General features: G+C 42.1%; 16 protein-coding genes. 15 read left to right on the top strand and 1 reads right to left on the bottom strand.

Translation table 11 applies throughout. From position 1 onward, the window contains the following. Positions 1 to 6: 6 nt before the first annotated feature. Genes J0X14_RS00215 through J0X14_RS00205 form a run of 3 tightly spaced genes read left to right on the top strand, consistent with a single transcriptional unit; the run spans position 7 to position 3,124 of the window. Positions 7 to 1,287 (top strand): DUF5690 family protein, encoded by a 1,281-nt coding sequence (locus J0X14_RS00215; protein ID WP_207095757.1) that lies wholly within the window; start codon positions 7 to 9, stop codon positions 1,285 to 1,287. Beyond that, positions 1,277 to 2,434 carry a TIGR03364 family FAD-dependent oxidoreductase gene (locus tag J0X14_RS00210; RefSeq protein WP_207095756.1) on the top strand — a complete coding sequence of 386 codons (1,158 nt, stop codon included), beginning with the start codon at positions 1,277 to 1,279 and terminating at the stop codon, positions 2,432 to 2,434. The genes J0X14_RS00215 and J0X14_RS00210 overlap by 11 nt, the downstream gene beginning before the upstream one ends. A gap of 6 nt (positions 2,435 to 2,440) precedes the next feature. Beyond that, positions 2,441 to 3,124, top strand: coding sequence for a phosphonatase-like hydrolase (locus tag J0X14_RS00205; RefSeq protein WP_207095755.1), 684 nt, complete (start codon positions 2,441 to 2,443; stop codon positions 3,122 to 3,124). On the opposite strand, the gene J0X14_RS00200 is transcribed toward J0X14_RS00205, so the two are convergent. Then, positions 3,125 to 3,691, bottom strand: a complete 567-nt coding sequence (locus J0X14_RS00200) for a helix-turn-helix domain-containing protein (protein ID WP_207095754.1) — start codon at positions 3,689 to 3,691, stop codon at positions 3,125 to 3,127. 282 nt (positions 3,692 to 3,973) lie between these two features. On the opposite strand from J0X14_RS00200, the gene J0X14_RS00195 reads away from it, so the two are divergent. The 12 genes from J0X14_RS00195 (at position 3,974) to J0X14_RS00140 (ending at position 20,602) form a co-directional block, all read left to right on the top strand. Beyond that, positions 3,974 to 7,252 carry a SusC/RagA family TonB-linked outer membrane protein gene (locus J0X14_RS00195; protein ID WP_207095753.1) on the top strand — a complete coding sequence of 1,093 codons (3,279 nt, stop codon included), beginning with the start codon at positions 3,974 to 3,976 and terminating at the stop codon, positions 7,250 to 7,252. 39 nt (positions 7,253 to 7,291) lie between these two features. Beyond that, a complete protein-coding gene (locus J0X14_RS00190) occupies positions 7,292 to 8,755 on the top strand; it encodes a SusD/RagB family nutrient-binding outer membrane lipoprotein (RefSeq protein WP_207095752.1) in 1,464 nt (487 codons plus the stop codon). Between the two features lie 4 nt (positions 8,756 to 8,759). Then, entirely contained in the window at positions 8,760 to 10,433 is a 1,674-nt protein-coding gene (locus tag J0X14_RS00185) for an alkaline phosphatase family protein (RefSeq protein ID WP_207095751.1), read from the top strand. A gap of 6 nt (positions 10,434 to 10,439) precedes the next feature. Then, positions 10,440 to 11,711: a hypothetical protein gene (locus J0X14_RS00180; protein ID WP_207095750.1), complete on the top strand. Its 1,272-nt coding sequence runs from the start codon at positions 10,440 to 10,442 to the stop codon at positions 11,709 to 11,711. Continuing rightward, complete coding sequence (locus tag J0X14_RS00175) at positions 11,689 to 13,059, top strand: aspartate aminotransferase family protein (protein ID WP_207095749.1); 1,371 nt, start codon at positions 11,689 to 11,691, stop codon at positions 13,057 to 13,059. Before J0X14_RS00180 ends, J0X14_RS00175 begins: the two co-directional genes overlap by 23 nt. Next, positions 13,059 to 14,648 (top strand): fibronectin type III domain-containing protein, encoded by a 1,590-nt coding sequence (locus J0X14_RS00170; RefSeq protein ID WP_207095748.1) that lies wholly within the window; start codon positions 13,059 to 13,061, stop codon positions 14,646 to 14,648. The genes J0X14_RS00175 and J0X14_RS00170 overlap by 1 nt, the downstream gene beginning before the upstream one ends. 4 nt (positions 14,649 to 14,652) lie before the next feature. After that, positions 14,653 to 15,732 (top strand): phosphoglyceromutase, encoded by a 1,080-nt coding sequence (locus J0X14_RS00165; RefSeq protein WP_207095747.1) that lies wholly within the window; start codon positions 14,653 to 14,655, stop codon positions 15,730 to 15,732. 150 nt (positions 15,733 to 15,882) lie between these two features. Next, positions 15,883 to 16,515: a Crp/Fnr family transcriptional regulator gene (locus J0X14_RS00160; protein WP_207095746.1), complete on the top strand. Its 633-nt coding sequence runs from the start codon at positions 15,883 to 15,885 to the stop codon at positions 16,513 to 16,515. Positions 16,516 to 16,578: 63 nt separating this feature from the next. Further along, positions 16,579 to 18,312 carry a SulP family inorganic anion transporter gene (locus tag J0X14_RS00155; protein WP_207095745.1) on the top strand — a complete coding sequence of 578 codons (1,734 nt, stop codon included), beginning with the start codon at positions 16,579 to 16,581 and terminating at the stop codon, positions 18,310 to 18,312. A gap of 56 nt (positions 18,313 to 18,368) precedes the next feature. Then, on the top strand, positions 18,369 to 19,778 hold the full coding sequence (locus tag J0X14_RS00150; RefSeq protein WP_207095744.1) for an MBL fold metallo-hydrolase: 1,410 nt from the start codon (positions 18,369 to 18,371) through the stop codon (positions 19,776 to 19,778). Positions 19,779 to 19,785: 7 nt separating this feature from the next. Then, positions 19,786 to 20,166 (top strand): rhodanese-like domain-containing protein, encoded by a 381-nt coding sequence (locus J0X14_RS00145; protein WP_207095743.1) that lies wholly within the window; start codon positions 19,786 to 19,788, stop codon positions 20,164 to 20,166. Positions 20,167 to 20,257: 91 nt separating this feature from the next. Next, positions 20,258 to 20,602 (top strand): rhodanese-like domain-containing protein, encoded by a 345-nt coding sequence (locus J0X14_RS00140; protein WP_207095742.1) that lies wholly within the window; start codon positions 20,258 to 20,260, stop codon positions 20,600 to 20,602. Positions 20,603 to 20,763 lie beyond the last annotated feature (161 nt).

Raw genomic sequence — 20,763 nt, 5'->3', positions numbered from 1 at the left:
AGTGCAATGTTTAAAAAGCAGTCCAGTTTCGTTTTTGTCCTTCATGCCTCCCTAGCTGCTTTTGGCACCTATTTTTGCATGTACGCTTTTCGGAAACCCTTTACGGTAGCTACTTTTGAAGGACTGAGCTACATAGGGGTCGATTATAAAATATTGCTCATCATTGCCCAAGTCTTGGGATATGCCCTCTCAAAATTTATAGGAATCAAGGTGATTTCAGAATTAAAACCCAACCGTAGGTTACTTTTCTTGATTTCTTTGATTCTTCTGGCCGAAGTGGCTCTTTTCTTCTTTGCATGGGTGCCTGCTCCCTACAATATTGTATTTATGTTCTTGAACGGAATTCCCCTTGGAATGATTTGGGGCATTGTGTTTTCCTATATTGAAGGGCGAAGGTTCACCGACATTTTGGGTGTTGCCCTCTGTGCCAGTTTTATTGTGTCCAGCGGTGTAGTAAAATCCATAGGGCTGTATGTGATGACCCATTGGGGCGTGACGGAGTTTTGGATGCCCTCGGTTACTGGTGCTTTGTTTGTTGCACCATTACTATTATCTTCATTTTTATTGCAAAAAGTGCCCCCACCAACGGATATCGATAAAGAGTTACGCACGGAACGCGTCCCTATGACCAGTGCCGATAGAAAACAGCTTATTAAAAAATTCTTTTTTCCGTTACTCTTGGTGGTGATTTTTTACACCTTTCTTACCGCGTTCCGGGATTTTCGGGACAATTTTGCACGTGAGCTCTGGGACAGCATCGGGTATCAAGGCGATATTTCGGTGTTCTCCACTTCGGAAATTATTATTGCCATCAGTGTTCTGCTGATTATCGGTTCCATCTTTTATATCAAGAATAATATAACGGCACTTTTAACCTACCATTTGCTGTTGATATTGGGGACGGTGGTCTTGGGATTGTCAACCCTAATGTTTCAAATCGGTGTGCTGGATGCCTTCCTTTGGATGGTCTGTACAGGTTTTGGATTGTACATCTGCTATGTTCCATTCAACTGTCTGTTCTTTGACCGATTTATCGCGGCATTCAAAATAAAAGGCAATTCAGGTTTCCTCATTTACATTGCCGATGCTTTTGGGTATGTGGGTAGCGTATTGGTGTTGCTTTACAAGAATTTCGGGCAAGCCAATCTTTCTTGGCTGAATTTCTTCGTATACGGAACCTACGCAGTTGCCTTGGTGGGAATTGTAGTCTCCGTGGTCTTGTTCTTTCATTTTTGGGCAAGACACAAATCTGAAAATCGTAACGAGCAGCTCAACTATGGTCAATAAATATGATGCCGTCATAGTAGGTGGGGGTATTTTAGGGACTTTTCATGCTTTTCACGCCCTAGAACTAGGGTTGAAGGTGTGCCTGGTAGAAAAAAATGCCTATCCACAAGGAGCCACAACCCAGAATTTCGGACAAGTGGTTCCTTCGGGAATGAACTCAAAATGGCAGAAATTTGGGAGAAGAAGCCTCCGGATTTACAAAGACATCCAATCCAAATTTGATATCAGCATTCGACAAAATGGAACAGTGTACTTGGCATCCAATGAAGAAGAAGAACGACTGCTGGTAGAACTTAGGGCCATCAACAACAACAATGAATACAGTTCCAAAATGCTCACCAAAAACGAGTGTTTGGAGCGATATCCTGGTCTCAGGAAGGATTATGTTAAAGCAGGATTGTTTTTTCCAGAGGAGGTTACCGTTGAACCTCGAACCATGATTCATCGGCTTCAGGAGTACTTGGTGAAAGAAAAAGGACTGGAAATGAAGACCAATTTCCCAGTTATTTCCTGTGAAAGAACAACAAGCGGGGTTGAGGTGTTGAGTGCGAGGGGGGAAATGCTCCATGCTAGTAAGGTGATCGTCTGCAATGGAAGCGACTTTAAAACCCTTTATCCAACATTGTTCGCCAATAGCGATTTAGAAGTTTCCAAACTACAGATGATGCAGACCAAACCCCAGGAAAATTATACCTTAAAGGGATCCATCCTTACAGGATGGTCCATCAGAAGATATGAGGCGTTCCATGAATGCCCCTCTTATGCCCAAATCAAAAAGAACGAACCTGTAGACAGTTTGCAGAAGAAATGGGGCGTTCATATTTTATTCAAGCAAGCCGTAGATGGTTCGGTTATTTTGGGAGACTCGCACCAATATGCCGACGTAGATAAAATGGAAGATGTGGGATACGATTTGGATATGGATATTGATAATTTTATGGTGGAAGAGGCAAAAAAAATCATACAATTGCCTACTTACCAAATCCAACGCAGATGGTATGGAGTGTATTCACAATGCAAATCCAGTGACCTTTTCAAAAAGACCATAGATGAACATATCCATATTGTGACTGGTATTGGAGGTAAGGGAATGACTGGAAGTGCCGGATTTTCAAGAAAGAACATTGCTACAATTTTTAACAGATAAACAAAGATGAAAGACATAAAACTTGCAGTTTTTGATATGGCAGGTACCACCGTAAATGAAGATAATGTGGTGTACAAAACCGTAAAGGCGGCATTGGCCAAGGCAGGAGTTGAGGTTTCATTAAATACTGTACTCGAATTTGGAGCGGGTAAGGAAAAATTTAAAGCCATTGCAGATATTTTGGAAGAAACCAAAGTAGAGCGTACTGATGAAGTGGATGCCAAAGTGGTACATGCCGATTTTAAGGAAATGCTGAAAGAAGCTTATGCCAGTTTGGAGGTGAGCTCTTATGATGGTGTTGAAGAACTTTTTAAAACAATGCAATCCCACGGCGTAAAGGTGGTGCTGAATACAGGTTATGATTATAAAACAGCTCAATCCCTATTGGATAAATTAGGGTGGAAAGTGGGTGAGCAGATTGATGGTTTGGTCACTGCGGATGATGTAGAAATTGGAAGACCTTCCTCAGAAATGATTGATAAGGCCATGAAACTGTTCAATATTGAGGATTCCCAACAGGTGTTGAAAGCGGGCGATTCCCAAATTGATATTGAGGAAGGAAAAAATGCAAACTGTGGCATTACCGTCGGAGTATTGACTGGCGCGCAAACACGTGAGCAATTGGAAAAGGCCAACCCAACCCTTATCCTAAATACTTTGGATTCCTTAGTAGGGATTCTATTTTCATGATCAGATAAAAAAGTAAACCACCAACATTTTTGAGGGTACTTTCCCCTTGTTTATGGGAACATGGGGAATTCTTCCATCAAAAAAAATGGAATCACCTTCTTTAAGCAGCACTTCTTGATCGCCAATTTCATAATAGCATTCTCCAGTAAGAATATATTTAAACTCAAAGGCGTCCGTTACCACTTTGTCCCTTTTGGAGTTGGGGAGTACTTCCAATAAGACACTTTCAAAACCTACCGAGTTAAGCTGTTTCCCAAAGATGTAATTGTAGGTAAATCCAATAGCTTCGTCTTCTTTTTCAATAACAGTCTGGTCATCTTTGCGTGAGACTAAAAAGTTATATCCATTTACTTTGGGCATACCGTCAAAGAAATCCGTCATTTCGGTTTCCAAGGCCCCCACAATTTTTAAGAACACAGGGAGGGAAGGGATGGTTCTGCCATTTTCAATACGGGAAATGAGTCCTGCGGTTACCCCGGCTTGGATGGCAACGTCGCTAATGGTCTTCTTATTGTTCTTTCTAATATCCTTGATGCGCTTGCCAATACCTATTAAATAGTCTTCCATAATTTTCTTTGGACGCAGTATTTTAGTATTTATAATATTTTTTCAATTTTCATAAATACATAAAAATTCTTTAATCAACTGTTAAACAATGATATATTAAGATATTCATTCCATGCAAGATAGTATAAAAATTGAATATTTGTAAATAATGTTTACATAACATAGCGTTGATTCTTTTAACCTTTCCGTATCATTTTTTTAATCTGTATAAAGGCATGCCTTAACCCATGTGTTGGATATTTGTTGATAAATAATTAACCAAATTTTACAAATACTCAACAAATGAAAAAATCAATCGTAGCATTTTTACTTGCCTTTACCGTAAGTATTATTGGCTATTCACAAACCACATTTTCGGGAACGGTTGTGGATGAGAACAGCGTGCCGCTGCCCGGGGCATCGGTTGTTGTAAAAGGTAGCACCACAGGGGTGGCTGCAGATTTTGACGGAAACTTTGAAATTGAACTTTCCCAGGGAAGTACGGTTTTAGTGGTTTCCTACATTGGGTACATTTCCCAAGAATTTGACACAGCAAGTCAAACCACAGCTACCATTATGTTGCAACCCGATTCGCAACAATTGGATGAGGTGGTGGTTACCGCTTTGAACATTACCCGAGATGAGAAAACCTTGGGGTATGCCGTTGAAAAGGTAGGGGGCGATGAAGTGTCCCAATCCACCAGCACCAACTTCGTGAGCACGCTTTCCGGTAGAGCGGCCGGGGTACAGGTGGTAACCAATGGAACAGGTCCTGGACAATCTTCATCTGTGGTAATCAGGGGATATAGCTCCATGCAAGGAGATAACCAGCCCTTGTTTGTGGTAGATGGTATTCCAATCAACAACTCTACAGACACCCGAACCAATACGTTGGGTGGTGCCAGCAACATGAACTTGGATTATGGTAACGGTGCTGCAGAGGTAAACCCGGATGATATTGAATCTGTTTCTGTATTAAAAGGTGCAAACGCAACAGCACTTTACGGTTCTCGCGCTGCCAACGGTGCGGTGATCATCACTACCAAATCTGGACGATCCAGAAAAGGGATGGGTATTTCGGTCAACTCCAAAATGACCTTTGAAAGCATGCTGAAAGGACCAGAGTACCAAAGAGTATATGGACAAGGTAAAAACTTCGATTTCCAGTTTGTGGATGGTTATGGAAACGGAACCTTTGATGGTGTGGATGAATCTTGGGGTCCATTGATGGACGGAACGCCAAGGGCCCAACATGATTCTCCAACTGCTAATGGCCTGCGTGGCGGTGATGTGCACGGATTGGATTTCATTTTAGGATCTTCAGGGGTTGATTTATCCAGAAGAGGCGCCATTACTCCAACTCCTTTTGTAGATCCAGGGGATCCAGTTGAAAATTTTGTTCAAACGGGAAGAACGTTCACCAACAATATTTCTTTCTATGGAGGAAACGAAAAAGGGAACTATCGGGTAAGTTACACCAACTTGGACAACGAAGGGATATTGCCCAACACCGATATCAGAAGAAATACAATCTCACTTTCTGGAACATATGATCTAACGGATAGACTTACTGTGAACTCGAAAGTAAACTACATCAGAACAGATTCTGATAACCGTCACGTAAATGGATATGGAACAGAGTCTGTAATGTACCTCTTTATTTGGTGGGGGCAACAAGTGGATGTTAAGGGACTTAGAGATTACTGGCAAGATGGCCTTGAAGGCTTCCAGCAGTTCAACTACAACTATAACTACCATGACAACCCTTACTTTACCATGTATGAGAATACCAATGGTTTGGCCAAGGATAGAATCATTGGGAACCTTTCGGCTACCTATAAATTATCGGACAACTTTAAATTCATGGTAAGGGGTGGTCGCGATTTCTTCTCGGAATATCGTTTCATCAAAAGAGCGTATTCCACACAGCGTTTTCCCAATGGTCAGTATAGGGAGGATAAAATCAACTTCCAAGAGACCAATTTGGATTTCTTGTTGAGCTATGATCAACAAATAGGGGAAGACTTTAGTGTAAATGCCAACTTTGGTGGAAACCGAATGGTGCAGAAAAACCATTTTAATGCTTTAATGGCCAACAAGTTGTTGTTGCCAGGAATATATTCCTTCAATAATGCTGATGGACCTTTGGTACAGCGATTGAGTAGACCGGAGAAACAAATCAATTCCCTATATGGATTTGCCCAATTGGGATGGAAAGATCAAATATTTTTGGATTTGACCGCACGTAACGATTGGTCTTCAACACTTCCCAAAGAGAACAATTCCTATTTCTATCCTTCGGCTTCTTTAAGTATGTTGCTCACGGATATGTTTGATATTGATAGCGAAGTACTTTCCTTTGCTAAACTAAGGGCTGGTTGGGCACAAGTGGGTAACGACACCAATCCTTATGGGTTGAACAACTTCTTTGCCCTGGGAACTCCAGTGGGGAGCAACCCAACGGCATCGCCTTCCAACAATTTGGCCAACGCCAACCTAAAGCCAGAAATTCAGACTTCCTATGAAATTGGAACGGATTTAAGATTGTTCAACAACAAAATAGGAATCGACTTTACCTACTATAATACCATTTCCAAAAACCAAATTTTGGATATTGATTTGGCCACAACCTCTGGTAAGACTTCCAGAACGATCAACGCGGGTAAAATCAAAAACTATGGTGTGGAATTGATGTTGGATGCCACTCCCGTGAGTACTGATAATTTCTCGTGGAACACGATGTTCAATTTTGGTCTCAACCGAAATGAGATATTGGAATTGGCCGATGGTGTGGACAGATATTCCTACGGAGGAAATGGGATTACCTTGATTGCTGAAAAGGGAGGCTCTCTTGGTGATATGTGGGGAACTGGTTTGGTAACCGTTCAAGATGAAAGCAGCCCATTTTATGGTGAGGTGGTATTCAACGAAGGCTTGGTACAACAGGATAATACCCTTAGAAAATTAGGGAACTTCAACCCTGATTTTACCTTGGGATGGAACAATACCATTACCTATAAAAACTTCTCCTTGAATTTCCTTTTTGATTGGAGACAGGGTGGTGAGCTACAATCTAGAACTCGGTTGATAGCGGCTACATCAGGTAACGTGGTGGAAACACTTTGGGGACGCTCTCCTGAGTTTGGCGGACCACACCCAGGCATCCTTGATTCTGGATTGGATTATGGTGGTGCCCATTCTGATGGTATCATCGGTGATGGTGTTAGACAACTTGCAGATGGAAGTTATGTTGTGAACGATGTTATTGTACCCGCCAACGCTTATCACAACAATCGATACAGAAGGGATAATGAGACGGAAGGAATGTACGATGCCACTTTCATTAAACTTCGTGAAGCTAGGTTGACCTATGCGCTTCCTAGAAAAGTAGTAGATAGAATGGGGGTTCAGGACTTCAGTTTCTCCTTAATTGGAACCAACCTTTGGTTGTGGGCCAAAGATTTTAACCATGGCGACCCAGAACTATTGTCCTTTGGAGGCGGTTCTTATGTTCCCGGTGTTGAAAATGCAACCGTGCCTACCACAAGGAGCATAGGTATGGCAGTTAACCTAAGACTGTAATCCAAAGTTGAATAAACGAACGTGATAACAAATAGAAAAATGAAAAAACAAATCATAATCATTGGAATCATAATCATGGGCCTCATAAGCTCGTGTGACAAATTTGATGTTTCAAATGAGAACCCTGATGTGGCATTGAACATCAGTAAAAATCCAGAGCTGTTATTGACCAATTTCCAGAGAAATTCCATCAGAAGGGCTGTTGGTGATTCTTGGAGCGAGGGAAACCTCATGGGACAATACGGGGCCCGTATCGTTTTTACCTCTTTTGACCTTTTCGATTGGGGTGATCAAGGTGGAACTTGGACAACCTATTATTTGGCCATCCGCGACGCTAAAGAGTTGGAGAAAATAGCTATTGAAAATGAACTGCCCAGCTACGAGGCCATCTCAGTAATCATGCAAACTTGGATGTTCAGCATATTAACTGATATGTACGGGGACATTCCCTACAGCGAAGTCAATCAAGCTGTGGATGAAGAACCAAATTACACCCCTGTCTATGATACCCAACAGGCTATTTATACCGATATGTTGGTGCAATTGGAGCGTGCCAATACCATTCTTTCAGGTTCCAACCTAGGTTTGGTAAAAGGTGACTTGGTGTTTGATGGGGATTTGGCGATGTGGCGGAAATTTGCCAACTCATTGCGTTTGCGTTTGGCATTGCGTTTAAGCGAGGTGGATGCTTCCACTTCACAATCTGTAATCGCTGGAATTTTCAATAATCCAAGCAGTAACCCAGTGATGGAGTCCAATGAGGATAATGCCGTGTTGCAGTTTTTGGGTGCCAACCCAGATGCACATCCCATAACAGAGGAATCTGTGTATCGTGTTGGGTCTTACAACGAATATCGAATCTCTGAGCACTTCGTGCAATTGTTGGAAAGCTTTGCTGATCCCAGATTGGACTTTTTTGCTGACCCAACTGCAAATTCAGTGGAAAATGGTACTCCAGCTATTGAAGGTATGCAAAATGGAATTGTGGATGGGCCCGCCTATGAATACAAAGGAGGAGACGCCTTTTTGTCCAAATTCAATATTGATTACTTCTATTTCCAGCCCAACAGCAACCAAGCACGCCTAATGCAATATGCCGAAGTAGCTTTTATTTTTGCTGAAGCTGCACAAAGAGGGTGGATTACAGCCAATGCCCAAGAGTATTATGAAATGGGTATTCAAACCAATTTTGAGTATTGGGATGTGGAACTTCCTGCAGATTATCTTACCAGGACTGAGGTTGCCTTTGATAACTCTTTGGAAACTATCATGAAGCAAAAATATGTAGCCCTTTTCTATACCGATTACCAAGGATTTATTGAGTTCAAGAGAACTGGGTTCCCAAATACCATAGCACCAGGTCCAGATGCCTTTTATGATGATTACCCAAGCAGATTTGAGTATCCCAGTGAAGAGGAATCCTTGAACAGTGCCAACTATAATGAAGCCGTGCAAAGAATAGGAGGAGATCAGATTACCACTAAAGTTTGGTGGGAAAACTAACACAATGTCATTGCAAAGCAAAGTCATAAAGTATATAGCCATGACCACAGGAATTTTGTTCCTGTGGTCTTGTGCTTCCAAGGAAGAAGACACAATTTTTGGCATTGAACATGTCGTGATTATTGGGGTTGATGGTATGAGTCCAAACGGGATTCAAAATACAAATACCCCAATGCTGGATACCATGATACAAAATGGGGCGGCTACCATGCACGCACGCTCCGTATTGCCTTCAAGCTCCAGTCCTAATTGGGCCAGTATGATCATGGGTGCAGATACCGAACAGCACGGAGTAACATCTAATGGTTGGGAAAAGCACGACCACGAATTACCACCGGTGGTGGCGACTAAAAATGGAACTTTTCCAACCATATTTACTCTTTTCCATGACCAACAACCCGAAGCTCATGTAGGTGCCATTTACGATTGGGATGGATTCGGTCGCCTGTTTGAAAAGGAAGATGTCGATTTTGATATTGATGGAGACCATGAGGACAATACCACGAAAGAAGCGGTAAACTATATCAAGGAACACACTCCAAAATTCACTTTTGTGCATTTGGATCATGTTGATCATGCGGGACATAGCATGGCACACGGAAGCCCCGAATATTACCAATCGGTTGAAAAAGCAGATTCCCTGATTGCGGAAATCGTCAACGCTGCCAAAGCAGCTGGAATTTTTGAAAAAACCCTATTTATTGTTTCTGCAGATCATGGTGGATTGGGTTATGGACACGGTGGTGAAAGTCTGGCTGAAATGGAAATTCCTTTCATTCTGTATGGAGCGGGAATCAAAAAAGGATATAAGATTGAGGAAACCGTATATCAATACGACAACGCCCCAACGGTGGCCTACGCCATGGGACTTCAAACCCCACAGGCTTGGATTGGAAGACCCGTCAAAGGAGCTTTTATCGGTAATGAAAAACCAAACTTGACCTATAAACGAAAGGAACAAATAGTGCAACCGAAAATTCTTCCCGATGCAGGATACTATGAGCCAGCTGGAGGGATTTTTAAAGAGGACTCCGTGGCGGTTGTCATGCAAAAACCCAACGGAATAGGTGAAATTCGCTATGTTTTGGGTAGCGAAGTGCCCAATATGGAAAATAGTATTGCCTATCAGGACACCTTCTATCTTAAACAAACTTCGGTGTTGAAGGCGGGTATTTTTCAAGAAGGAAAATTAGCAAGTACCATAGCTGAAGCCAACTTCAGAATAGTTCCCATAAGTAAGGAAGACCCAGTGAAATATCAGGTGTTTTATGGAGAGAAAATGGAAAAACTCCCAGACTTTTCAACTCTAAAATCCGTAAAAGAAGGATTTATCACCGAATTCTCCCATAAACAGGTCATGACCGAAGATGTGCAACAAGATCAAGTGGCCTTGGTGATGGAGAGCTACTTGGAAATTGTGGAAGAAGGGACGTACGGATTTTTTACCAATAGCGATGATGGTAGCAAACTCTATGTGGACGGCAAATTGGTAGTGGACAATGATGGTGACCATGGCGTTTTGGAGCGTGGTGCAGGCATTGAGTTAACAACTGGAAGGCATTTGATTCGGGTTGAGTTTTTTAATGGCGGTGGTGGCTATCATTTGGATGTAAAGTTTCAGGGAGCTAACATGCCCAAACAGATAATACCAGCTAATTTGCTGTACCGAGAAAAATAATACCCCATGTGCTGTAACCTCAAAAAAAGCTGTTTGTTTGTCCTTGCCCTGACCTTGGTAGGAATAGGGGGGCATGGGCAACAACTTCCTGCTTGGGAGCCCGGTTTTTTAGATATTCACCATATTAATACGGGAAGGGGAGACGCTGCTTTTATGGTTTTTCCCGATGGCACAACCTTACTAGTGGATGCGGGCGATATGTCCGAGACACATCCCAGAACAACCTCAAGCAGAAATGCAAAATTGGTTCCCAATCGGTCAAAAACTGCTCCGGAATGGATTGTGGATTATATAGATCAATTCATCCCAAAAAGTCAAAAGCGACAACTGGATTACGCTTTGATCACCCACTATCATGATGATCATTTTGGAGAGATTGACTCGCTTCGAAAAATGGCTCCGGGGAGCTATCAACTCACTGGAATTATGGAGGTGGGCACTTTGATTCCCATTAAAAAATTAATAGACCGGGGTTTTGATTTCCCCATCAATTTGAGGGATGCCAAAGTGCAATCCGAGGAACGATTTTCCAAGGATGTTTACGGCATGATTCCCACCTTAAAAGAATATTGGAAGTTTATAGCTGTTCAATCCAAAGAGGTAGGATTAGAAAATGAGGCTTTGAAAGTGGGGCACACGGACCAAATCGTGTTAAAAAGTAAACCAGCTCATTATCCTGAATTCTCTGTCCAGAACCTTTTCTCAAATGGGATTATTTGGACAGGTGACGGAAACAACACCTACTCCCTTTTTCAATCTGGAGAATATCCAGGAGAAAACCCGCTGAGCAATGGCATTCGCATCGATTATGGCAAGTTCAACTACTTTACAGGAGGCGACATTTCAGGAATCGATGGATTTGGTCAAATGGATATCAACAGTTTGGAATCCCAAGTGGCACCCATAATTGGCCCTGTGGATGTGGCCACGCTCAACCATCATGGCAATCGGGATTCGCAGAATCCGTATTACGTAAGAACTATTCGACCACGGGTTTGGATCCAACAAAATTGGACGGCGGACCATCCGGGAGAGGAGGTGTTGCGAAGGATTACTTCCAAAGAATTGTACCCCGGGGAACGGGATATTTTTTCAACCATAATGCTGCAAGGGACCAAAGACGTGATCGGTGGAAGGTTGGATCAATACAAAAGTCAGGAAGGACATATTGTGATTCGGGTGTATAATTCCGGAAATACATACGATATTTATGTGCTGAATGACACATCTGAAAAACGGGAAATACGAGCAAAACATGGACCATACAAATCAAGATGAGCACAACACGGAATACGTTGTGGAAGGCGATATCAATCTTACCTCTGCCAGAGGGGAGTGGATTGAGGACGTAGGTGAACGAACCAAAGAACTACTGGAAAAAGATGCCAAATACTTTATGCACCAATCTATGTCTACCCCCTGTTTGGATGTGCTGAAGCATTGCGAGGGGTCTTATATTCAAAGTATTTCAGGAAAAAAATATTTGGATTTTCATGGGAATAATGTGCACCAAATAGGATTTTCGCATCCCAAATTGGTGAGTCGATTAACAGAACAACTTCAGCAAGGACTGACTTTTTCCACAAGAAGATACACGAACGAGGTTGCCATTCAATTTGCTGAAAAACTAGCTTCGTTGACTCCCAATGGTCTAGATAGGATTCTACTCACGCCCAATGGTAGTTCTGCCATCGGAATAGCTCTGAAATTGGCACGAGCTGTTACGGGAAAACACAAAGTAGTCTCTTTTTGGGATTCTTTTCATGGGGCTTCGCTCGATGCTATAAGTGTGGGCGGAGAGTCGGTGTTTCGGGAGCATATGGGGCCTCTGATGCCCGGTGTGGAACGCATTCCGCCTCCCATAACCTATCGTGGTATTTTTGAAGGAAACGAGAACAAGGCTTTGGAATATTTGGAATACGTGCTGTCTAAAGACAATCAAGTTGGGGCATTTTTAGCGGAGACCATTCGAAATACCGATGTACAGATTCCTTCTACAAAATTTTGGAAAGGAGCTAGGGAACTGTGCACCAAATATGGTGTCCTTTTGATTTTGGATGAAATTCCCATCGCTTTGGGACGAACAGGAAAAATGTTCGCCTTTGAAGAGTTTGGCATTGAACCGGACATTCTTTGCTTAGGGAAGGGCTTGGGCGGCGGAATCATACCACAAGCGGCTATTGTAACCCGTGAAGAGTATAACAAGTTCGGGCACATTTCCTTGGGCCATTACACCCATGAAAAAAGTCCGTTGGGAGCATTGGCCGGATTGACTGTTTTAGAGGTTATTGAAGAAGAAAACTTGTTGGAAAAAGTAAAAGCGGATGAAGCCTACATGAAAGCGGCCCTCTACAAGTTGAACCGAAAATATTCCTTGATTGGCGATGTACGGGGCATTGGCCTTTTATGGGGCATTGAACTGGTCACGGATAGAACCACCAAGGAAAAAGCAGTGGACGAAGCTGAAGAAATCATGTACGAATGCCTAAAACAGGGGTTGAGTTTTAAAGTTTCCAAAGGAAATGTGCTGCAGCTGTCGCCTCCTTTGACAATTACCCGAGAAGAATTGGACAAAGCCTTGGAGATATTAAATGAAGCTTTCCTAAAAACAAATGCTATAGCCTAATGAAAAAAATCAACCAACTTTTTAGCTGTTTTCTAGCTTGTTCAACTTTTGTGTTTGCGCAGAAAGAAACAGAAATTTTAGTGCAACCCTACTTACAAGATGCAGAACCCAATTCCATAACCATCAAGTGGGAAACAAGTACCGGGGAAGAGAGCATTGTGGAATGGGGAACAACAAATAAATTGGGGGAAAAGTCTGAAGGCATTGCCTATGATATCAATTTCTCGAATTCCAGAATCCATGAAGTGGAACTGACCGGCTTAAAACGTTTCACCGAATACTATTATCGGGTAAGAACGGGAAAGGTCATATCGGATATTTTCCAATTCAAAACCCCGCCCTTTGCCAGTGATCAGGAATCCTTCAATATGGTGGCTATGAGTGATATGCAATACGATAGCCAACATCCTAACAAGTTCAATGAAATAGTCAACCAAGGAATTTTGCAGTATTTGGAAAAGGAATACGGAGGTAAACTTCCCGATAATTTGGCTATGGTATTGATTCCTGGGGATTTGGTTTCCACGGGGAGCGAATACTACCAATGGAAAGAACATTTTTTCGACCCGGCACAAAAACTGTTTTCAGAAGTTCCCGTGTATCCGGTGTTGGGCAATCATGAACGAAATTCAGTGTTCTATTTCAAATATTTTAGCCTTCCTGAAAATGGAACACCCGCCTATGCCGAGCATTGGTGGTACAAAGACTATGGCAACACTCGAGTTATTGGGTTGAATTCCAATGAGGGTTATCGCGATTTGCGCGAACAATACCATTGGCTGGAAAAAGTACTGGAAGAAACGGCAAAAAATGAGGACATCGATTTTGTTTTTGCCCAATTGCACCATCCGCACAAATCAGAATTATGGATTCCCGGAGAGGAAGAATCCACAGGAAAGGTTGTAAAGATGTTGGAGGAGTTCTCTACAACAACGGGAAAACCCAGCGTGCATTTCTTTGGGCACACCCACGGTTATTCCAGAGGACAATCCAAAGATCATAAGCATTTATGGATTAATGTGGCTTCGGCGGGTGGCGCCATAGACAATTGGGGAGAGTTTGAAGGCAGGGATTATGATGAGTTTACTGTAACCCAAGATGAGTATGGATTCGTAATGGTTGAAGTTGATGGCAACCAAAACGACCCCAAATTCACCATCAAAAGAATCAGTCGTGGGAATATGGAAAAGTCGCGCGAGAATGAACTTCGCGATAGCATCACTGTATGGAGATTGGAAAAGAAACCCGATGCCCCCAAAGCCATCACTCCGATAAATGAAGAGAAAATCACATCCGAATTTACGATGTTGCAAGCAGGTGAGTTTTCAAGTTCGTTGAACGGGGCATTCCATGCTGCATCACATTGGCAAGTTTCAGAAAGCCAAGATTTTGAAAAATTGGCCTTGGACAGCTGGAAGCAATTTGAGAACTGGTACTACAAAGAAAATCGCCAGAAAGAGGATGACCTCACCGATGAAACAACAAGACGCTTAAAACCAAATACTACCTACTACTGGCGGGTACGCTACCGAGATCAAAACCTGAACTGGAGCAATTGGTCAGAAACCGCATCGTTTAAAACCGAATAAGAATATGAAAAACAACATTCTATTTCTACTAATGGGATGGGCCATTATGGGATTGACCTATGCCCAGAATCCAAAAGATACCAAAGTAATATTGATTACCCTTGATGGGTTCCGTTGGCAGGAATTGTTCACTGGAGCCGATGCTCTTTTGGTTACCAATAGGGAATATGTGCAGGATATCGCATCACTCAAAAAAGCATTTTGGAAAGATACTCCAATTGAAAGAAGGGAGGCATTGATGCCTTTTTTCTGGAACCAAGTGGCTAAGATGGGACAATTGCATGGAAATAGAGCATTAGGTAGCAAAGTAGACCTGACTAACACTATGTGGTTTTCGTATCCAGGCTATAATGAAATCTTGAGTGGGTCTGCAGACGATGCTAGAATTACCAGCAATGATAAAATGCCAAATCCCAATACAACCATTTTGGAGTTGTACAACAATTCTTCCGAGGGAAAAGGAAAAGTGGCCGCCTTTGGAAGTTGGGATGTGTTCCCTTACATCATCAATGAAGAACGCTCTGGGATTCCAGTAAATGCTGGATATGAAAAAGCTACTGGAGATGACCTTACCGAAAGGGAAAAAATGCTCAATGATATTCAACGGCAGGCACCCGTTATTTGGGAATCGGTTCGTTTGGATGTATTTACCCACAACTACGTTTTGGAAGAAATGAAAAAGAATCACCCAAAACTAGTGTATATCTCATACGGCGAGACCGATGATTTTGCCCATGGCGGCTTTTATGATTTTTATCTGCAAGCAGCGAATCGCACCGATGCCATGATTGAAGAATTATGGGAGTTTACCCAGACAGATGAGTTTTATAAAGACCAGACGGTCTTTTTAATCACAACCGATCATGGCAGGGGAACTCAACCTTTGGAAACATGGAAAAGCCATGGCAGCCAGATAAATGGAGCCGGAGGGGTTTGGTTTGTAACCTTTGGAAAAGGGGTAGAAACTAAAGGAGAGGTGAAACAAGAAGAGCAATTGTACTCCAACCAAATTGCCCCAACAATTTTAAAATACATGGGCCTTTCCATTCCAAAGGAGATGAAAGGGAGTCCCATGAAACTATAAGAATATTAACAGATTTTATATCAGGTATTTTAGTTTAAGTAAGTTTGCTCGAAACCCGCATTGCAAATGCGGGTTTTTTCGTTTATATCGAGGAGAAGTTTCAGAAATGTTTTTTTCAAAATATGTACCTTAGAAGAGTATTTTAATTCTATGAAAGAAGCGCTTTTAGAAACATTCAACGCGTATTTTGAACAACCTCTTATCGATGAAATCAATGAGGTGGGAAAATTGGTGGAGATACCTGCTGGTGAAATCATAATGGATATAGGTAATTACATTAGGAGTATACCGCTATTGATTTCCGGTGCAATCAAAGTCTTGCGAGAGGATGACGATGGTGATGAACTGTTGCTGTACTATCTGGAGCAAGGTGAGACCTGTTCTGTTACCATGGCCTGTTGTATGGGCCATACCAAAAGCGAGATTAGGGCCATTGCCGAGACCGATGCGGTGATCGTTATGGTGCCAGTACAGAAAATGGAAGAATGGATGGGCAAGTACAGGGGCTGGCGCAACTATGTTTTTGAAAGCTATCACAACCGCTTGAATGAACTCTTGCAGACTGTTGATAGTATTGCGTTCAAAAATTTGGACCAACGGCTGGTGGAATACCTCAAAAAGAAAGTTGAGGTTACCAATGATAACAAGATTAGCAATACGCATCAAGAAATAGCCTACGATCTGCATACCTCACGGGTAGTGATTTCCAGATTGTTGAAGAAGTTGGAAAAAATGAAAAAAGTGGCCCTCCACAGAAGCTATATCCAAGTTTTGGATTTGTAGGTATGTGCCCTAGGTTACCCAAAGTCATTTTTTTGCATCATATTTTTGCCTAAAGTTCATTACATGCTCAAACGGTTCTTTCCTTTTTTATCTTGGATAACTACTTACAATCGCTCCCACTTTTACGGAGATGTAATTGCAGGTGCAACGGTAGGAATCATGTTGGTACCTCAAGGAATGGCTTACGCTATGATTGCGGGGATGCCGCCCATTTATGGACTTTACGCTGCCTTGGTTCCTCAAGTGGTCTATGCATTGATGGGAACTTCGAGGCAATTGGCGGTAGGGCCCGTAGCTATGGATTCGCTGTTAGTGGCTGCGGGAGTGGGGGCGTTGCAACTCACCGGTATTGAAAGTTACATTGCAACCGTACTTTTTTTAACCTTGCTCATTGGAAGCATACAATTGCTGTTGGGGTTATTGAAAATGGGATTTTTTGTCAATTTTTTGTCCAAACCGGTCATTAGTGGGTTTACCTCTGCCGCCGCCATCTTGATAGGGTTAGGTCAATTAAAACATATTTTCGGAACCGATGTAGCCCAATCCAGTAAAATCCATGTGCTGGTCGGCAATATTTTTGAAAGTTTGGGACAAATCAGTTTTTACACACTAATATTTGGTGTAGTGGCCATAACTTTTATTCTTGGTATGAACAAAATCAGCAGAAAAATATCAACCCCTTTATTGGTCATTTCCTTAGGTATTTTAGCAGTTTTCGGTTTTGGTTTGGAGTCCAAGGGGATACGTGTTTTGGGAGAGATTCCCACTGGACTTCCCTCATTTCAAGTTCCGGAAATCCAAATGGATAGACTGGGGCAGTTGCTTCCTATTGCCATCACTGTGGCACTTTTTGGATTTATGGAATCCATTTCCATCGCAAAAACGGTAGAGGAAAAACACCCAGAGTATGAATTGGATGCCAATCAAGAGCTACGAGCCTTGGGGATGTCCAATATAGCAGCCTCATTTTTTCAATCCTTTTCCGTGTCTGGAAGTTTTTCCAGAACTGCTGTCAGCGATCAGACAGGAGGAAAAACAGGAATGTCGCTGATTTTTAGTGCCGTGCTCATTGCAGGAATCTTGTTGTTCCTCACACCATTGTTCCATAATTTGCCTGTAGCTGCCTTGGGTGCCATCATCATTGTATCCGTTTTTGGATTGATTGATTTTAAATATCCATTAATGCTATGGGAAAATAGAAAAGATGAGTTCTTTTTATTGGTGGCCACATTCTTAATGACCTTGTCCATCGGTCTAATTGAAGGTATTCTTTTGGGTGTGTTGCTCTCACTTTTATTGTTGGTCTATCGGATTTCCAATCCCCATATTGCGGTTTTGGGCAGAATTAAAGGGACAGACTATTTCAAAAATGTAAGCAGGTTTCCTGAAGAAGTTACTGTTGATGCCGACAAACTTATCATACGGTTTGATGCCCAGTTGTATTTTGGGAACAAAGATTACTTCAAAAAAGAACTCTACAAACAAATCCAAAAAAAGGGCCCTGCCCTGAAATATGTCATTCTCAATGCCGAAGCAATCAATTACATTGATAGCAGTGCATTAGTAATGCTGGAGCGTATCGTGAACGACTTAAAAGAGAAAGGAATACAATTGATTGTTACCGGAGCCATTGGGCCCACAAGGGATATTTTTTACAACAGCGGACTTATTGATTGTATTGGAAGGGAAAACCTTTTTGTGCAAACGTTTGAAGCTGTGGACTATTGTTCCAATCAAAAGGAAAGAAGTGAAATACAAGAACGGATATCTCTACAATCCAAAACCAAGAGTTTGTAACTTTGGTAACAGTATAGTGGACAATTGATTGTTATTTTTGGGAAAAACCATAGACAATGAAAATAGAACAGATATATACAGGATGCTTGGCCCAAGGGGCCTATTACATAGAAAGTGAAGGAGAGGTGGCTATCATTGACCCATTGCGAGAGGTAAATCCCTACATTAAAAAGGCGGAGGATAATGGTGCGACCATTAAATATATTTTTGAGACCCACTTTCATGCAGACTTTGTGAGTGGACACCTAACCTTGTCCAAGGAAACAGGTGCTCCTATTGTATATGGGCCTACTGCCCAACCCTCTTTTGATGCAATTATTGCGAAGGATGGCCAAGAGTTCAAGTTAGGAAAGGTTACCATAAAAGTATTGCACACTCCTGGGCACACCATGGAAAGTTCAACGTTCTTGTTGAAGGATGAAAATGGGAAAGACCATGCTATTTTTAGTGGGGATACCCTGTTTTTGGGAGATGTGGGAAGACCGGATTTGGCCCAAAAAGCCGCCCACATGACTCAAGAGGAATTGGCAGGAACATTATTTGATAGCCTTCGAAACAAAATTATGCCCTTGGCAGATGATGTTATCGTTTATCCAGCACACGGAGCAGGTTCCGCCTGTGGGAAAAACATGATGAAGGAAACCGTAGATACCTTGGGCAACCAAAAGAAAATGAATTATGCCCTGCGGGCGGATATGACCCGGGAAGAATTTATCAAAGAAGTGACTGATGGCTTACTGCCTCCACCCCAATATTTCCCCCTAAATGTAAAAATGAACAAGGAGGGCTACGAGGATATCGATGAGATATTGGAACGCGGTACCCAAGCTTTAAGTCCTGAGGCTTTTGAGGTGGCTGCTAATGAGACCGGAGCCGTAGTATTGGATGTACGCTATCAGGATGATTTTGGCAAAGGACATATCCCAAGATCTATTTTTATTGGATTGGATGGAAGTTTTGCCCCTTGGGTGGGAGCGCTGATTGCTGATGTAAAACAACCCATTCTTTTGGTTACCCCAGAAGGCCGTGAGGAAGAAACCGTAACCCGTCTTTCCCGAGTGGGTTTTGATGGTACCTTGGGTTACTTGGAAGGAGGCATTGAAGCTTGGAAAAAAGCTGGTAAGGAAGTCGATACCGTAAAAAGTGTCCATGCCAAGGAATTAAAGCAACTCATGGAGCAAAAAGTCCCTGTTTTTGACGTCAGGAAAGAAACCGAATACAATGCCGAACATGCTGTGGATGCCAATTTAACCCCATTAGATTTTCTAAATGAACATTTAGCTGAATTTCCGGATAAGGAAACGTTTTACATCCATTGTGCAGGAGGATACAGAAGTATGATCGCCGCGTCCATTCTAAAAAGCAGGGGAATCCATAACTTGGTAGATGTGGATTCAGGGTTCAGTGCCATGAAAGAAGCCGGCATACCCATGACCGATTATGTATGTCCAACAACATTGAAATAAATAGATAATGCAAAAAATAGTACGATTGGCCCTCATGAGCTTTGCACTCTTGTGGGCCTTTTCATGCCATACCCAACAAAAGCCCTTTGTAAAAAAAATTGATAAGGCCACTGTACAATCTGAAGTCATTGGAAAAGATGTGCAATTGGTGGATGTTCGTACGCCTATGGAATACAACCAAGGTCATATTGATGATGCGGTTAATTTCAATATCAACGATGAAGGTTTCCTCAACCAAATTGAAACGTTGGATAAGGACAAACCTGTTTATCTGTACTGCAAAATTGGAGGGAGGAGCAATCGTGCTGCAGAACTTTTAAAGAGCGAAGGATTCACGCAGATTTACGATTACACAGGCGGATATGACGATTGGAATTCCAAGGATTAGCCGTTTTTCCAAACTATTTTTTCTTATGTAACTCGCGTTACTGACTACATCTAACATCCTATTTACTTTTACTCCAATAAAAATAGGATACATGTCGATACTACGTTTTTTGTTCAAAGAACAAAGCCTTCCAGATACCATTAAAATTTTGGATAGGGAGGAGTATAAAGAAGCCATTTCAAAGGGTAAGGTTCAATTGGTGGATGTGCGTACGCGAGCCGAATTCATGTCAGGCCATATCAAAGGGGCCAGTAACATTGACTTTTTTCAAGGCTCTGCCTTTGAGTCCGCTTTTTCAAAAATGAAGAAAGAAAAGCCCATTTATCTCTATTGCCAATCGGGGAATAGAAGTCAAAAAGCAGCAAGAAGGTTGGTGGAAATGGGTTTCCAAGAAGTATATGACCTTCGTGGTGGTTACAGAACATGGAGCTATTGAGCCTGTAAAACACAAGAAATATGAAAACCACTTTCCAAGTGAAAAACCTTAAATGTGGTGGTTGTGCCAAGACCATTTCCAACAACTTTTGGAAATGGAAGGTATACAAAGTGTGATTGTGGAAAAGGAAAGCGCATCGGTTAGCTTTGATCATCAGGGGG

Origin of the sequence: Allomuricauda sp. CAU 1633, assembly GCF_017313225.1 — a bacterium.
Classification (GTDB): Bacteria; Bacteroidota; Bacteroidia; order Flavobacteriales; family Flavobacteriaceae; genus Flagellimonas.
This window is presented reverse-complemented; position numbering and strand designations above follow the sequence as displayed.

What these genes read in the sequence shown, in the direction of transcription:
- J0X14_RS00215 (WP_207095757.1), top strand. Translation starts at nt 7, where the DNA reads ATGTTTAAAAAGCAGTCCAGTTTCGTTTTTGTCCTTCATGCCTCCCTA.
- J0X14_RS00210 (WP_207095756.1), top strand. Translation starts at nt 1,277, where the DNA reads ATGGTCAATAAATATGATGCCGTCATAGTAGGTGGGGGTATTTTAGGG.
- J0X14_RS00205 (WP_207095755.1), top strand. Translation starts at nt 2,441, where the DNA reads ATGAAAGACATAAAACTTGCAGTTTTTGATATGGCAGGTACCACCGTA.
- J0X14_RS00200 (WP_207095754.1), bottom strand. Translation starts at nt 3,691, where the DNA reads ATGGAAGACTATTTAATAGGTATTGGCAAGCGCATCAAGGATATTAGA.
- J0X14_RS00195 (WP_207095753.1), top strand. Translation starts at nt 3,974, where the DNA reads ATGAAAAAATCAATCGTAGCATTTTTACTTGCCTTTACCGTAAGTATT.
- J0X14_RS00190 (WP_207095752.1), top strand. Translation starts at nt 7,292, where the DNA reads ATGAAAAAACAAATCATAATCATTGGAATCATAATCATGGGCCTCATA.
- J0X14_RS00185 (WP_207095751.1), top strand. Translation starts at nt 8,760, where the DNA reads ATGTCATTGCAAAGCAAAGTCATAAAGTATATAGCCATGACCACAGGA.
- J0X14_RS00180 (WP_207095750.1), top strand. Translation starts at nt 10,440, where the DNA reads ATGTGCTGTAACCTCAAAAAAAGCTGTTTGTTTGTCCTTGCCCTGACC.
- J0X14_RS00175 (WP_207095749.1), top strand. Translation starts at nt 11,689, where the DNA reads ATGGACCATACAAATCAAGATGAGCACAACACGGAATACGTTGTGGAA.
- J0X14_RS00170 (WP_207095748.1), top strand. Translation starts at nt 13,059, where the DNA reads ATGAAAAAAATCAACCAACTTTTTAGCTGTTTTCTAGCTTGTTCAACT.
- J0X14_RS00165 (WP_207095747.1), top strand. Translation starts at nt 14,653, where the DNA reads ATGAAAAACAACATTCTATTTCTACTAATGGGATGGGCCATTATGGGA.
- J0X14_RS00160 (WP_207095746.1), top strand. Translation starts at nt 15,883, where the DNA reads ATGAAAGAAGCGCTTTTAGAAACATTCAACGCGTATTTTGAACAACCT.
- J0X14_RS00155 (WP_207095745.1), top strand. Translation starts at nt 16,579, where the DNA reads ATGCTCAAACGGTTCTTTCCTTTTTTATCTTGGATAACTACTTACAAT.
- J0X14_RS00150 (WP_207095744.1), top strand. Translation starts at nt 18,369, where the DNA reads ATGAAAATAGAACAGATATATACAGGATGCTTGGCCCAAGGGGCCTAT.
- J0X14_RS00145 (WP_207095743.1), top strand. Translation starts at nt 19,786, where the DNA reads ATGCAAAAAATAGTACGATTGGCCCTCATGAGCTTTGCACTCTTGTGG.
- J0X14_RS00140 (WP_207095742.1), top strand. Translation starts at nt 20,258, where the DNA reads ATGTCGATACTACGTTTTTTGTTCAAAGAACAAAGCCTTCCAGATACC.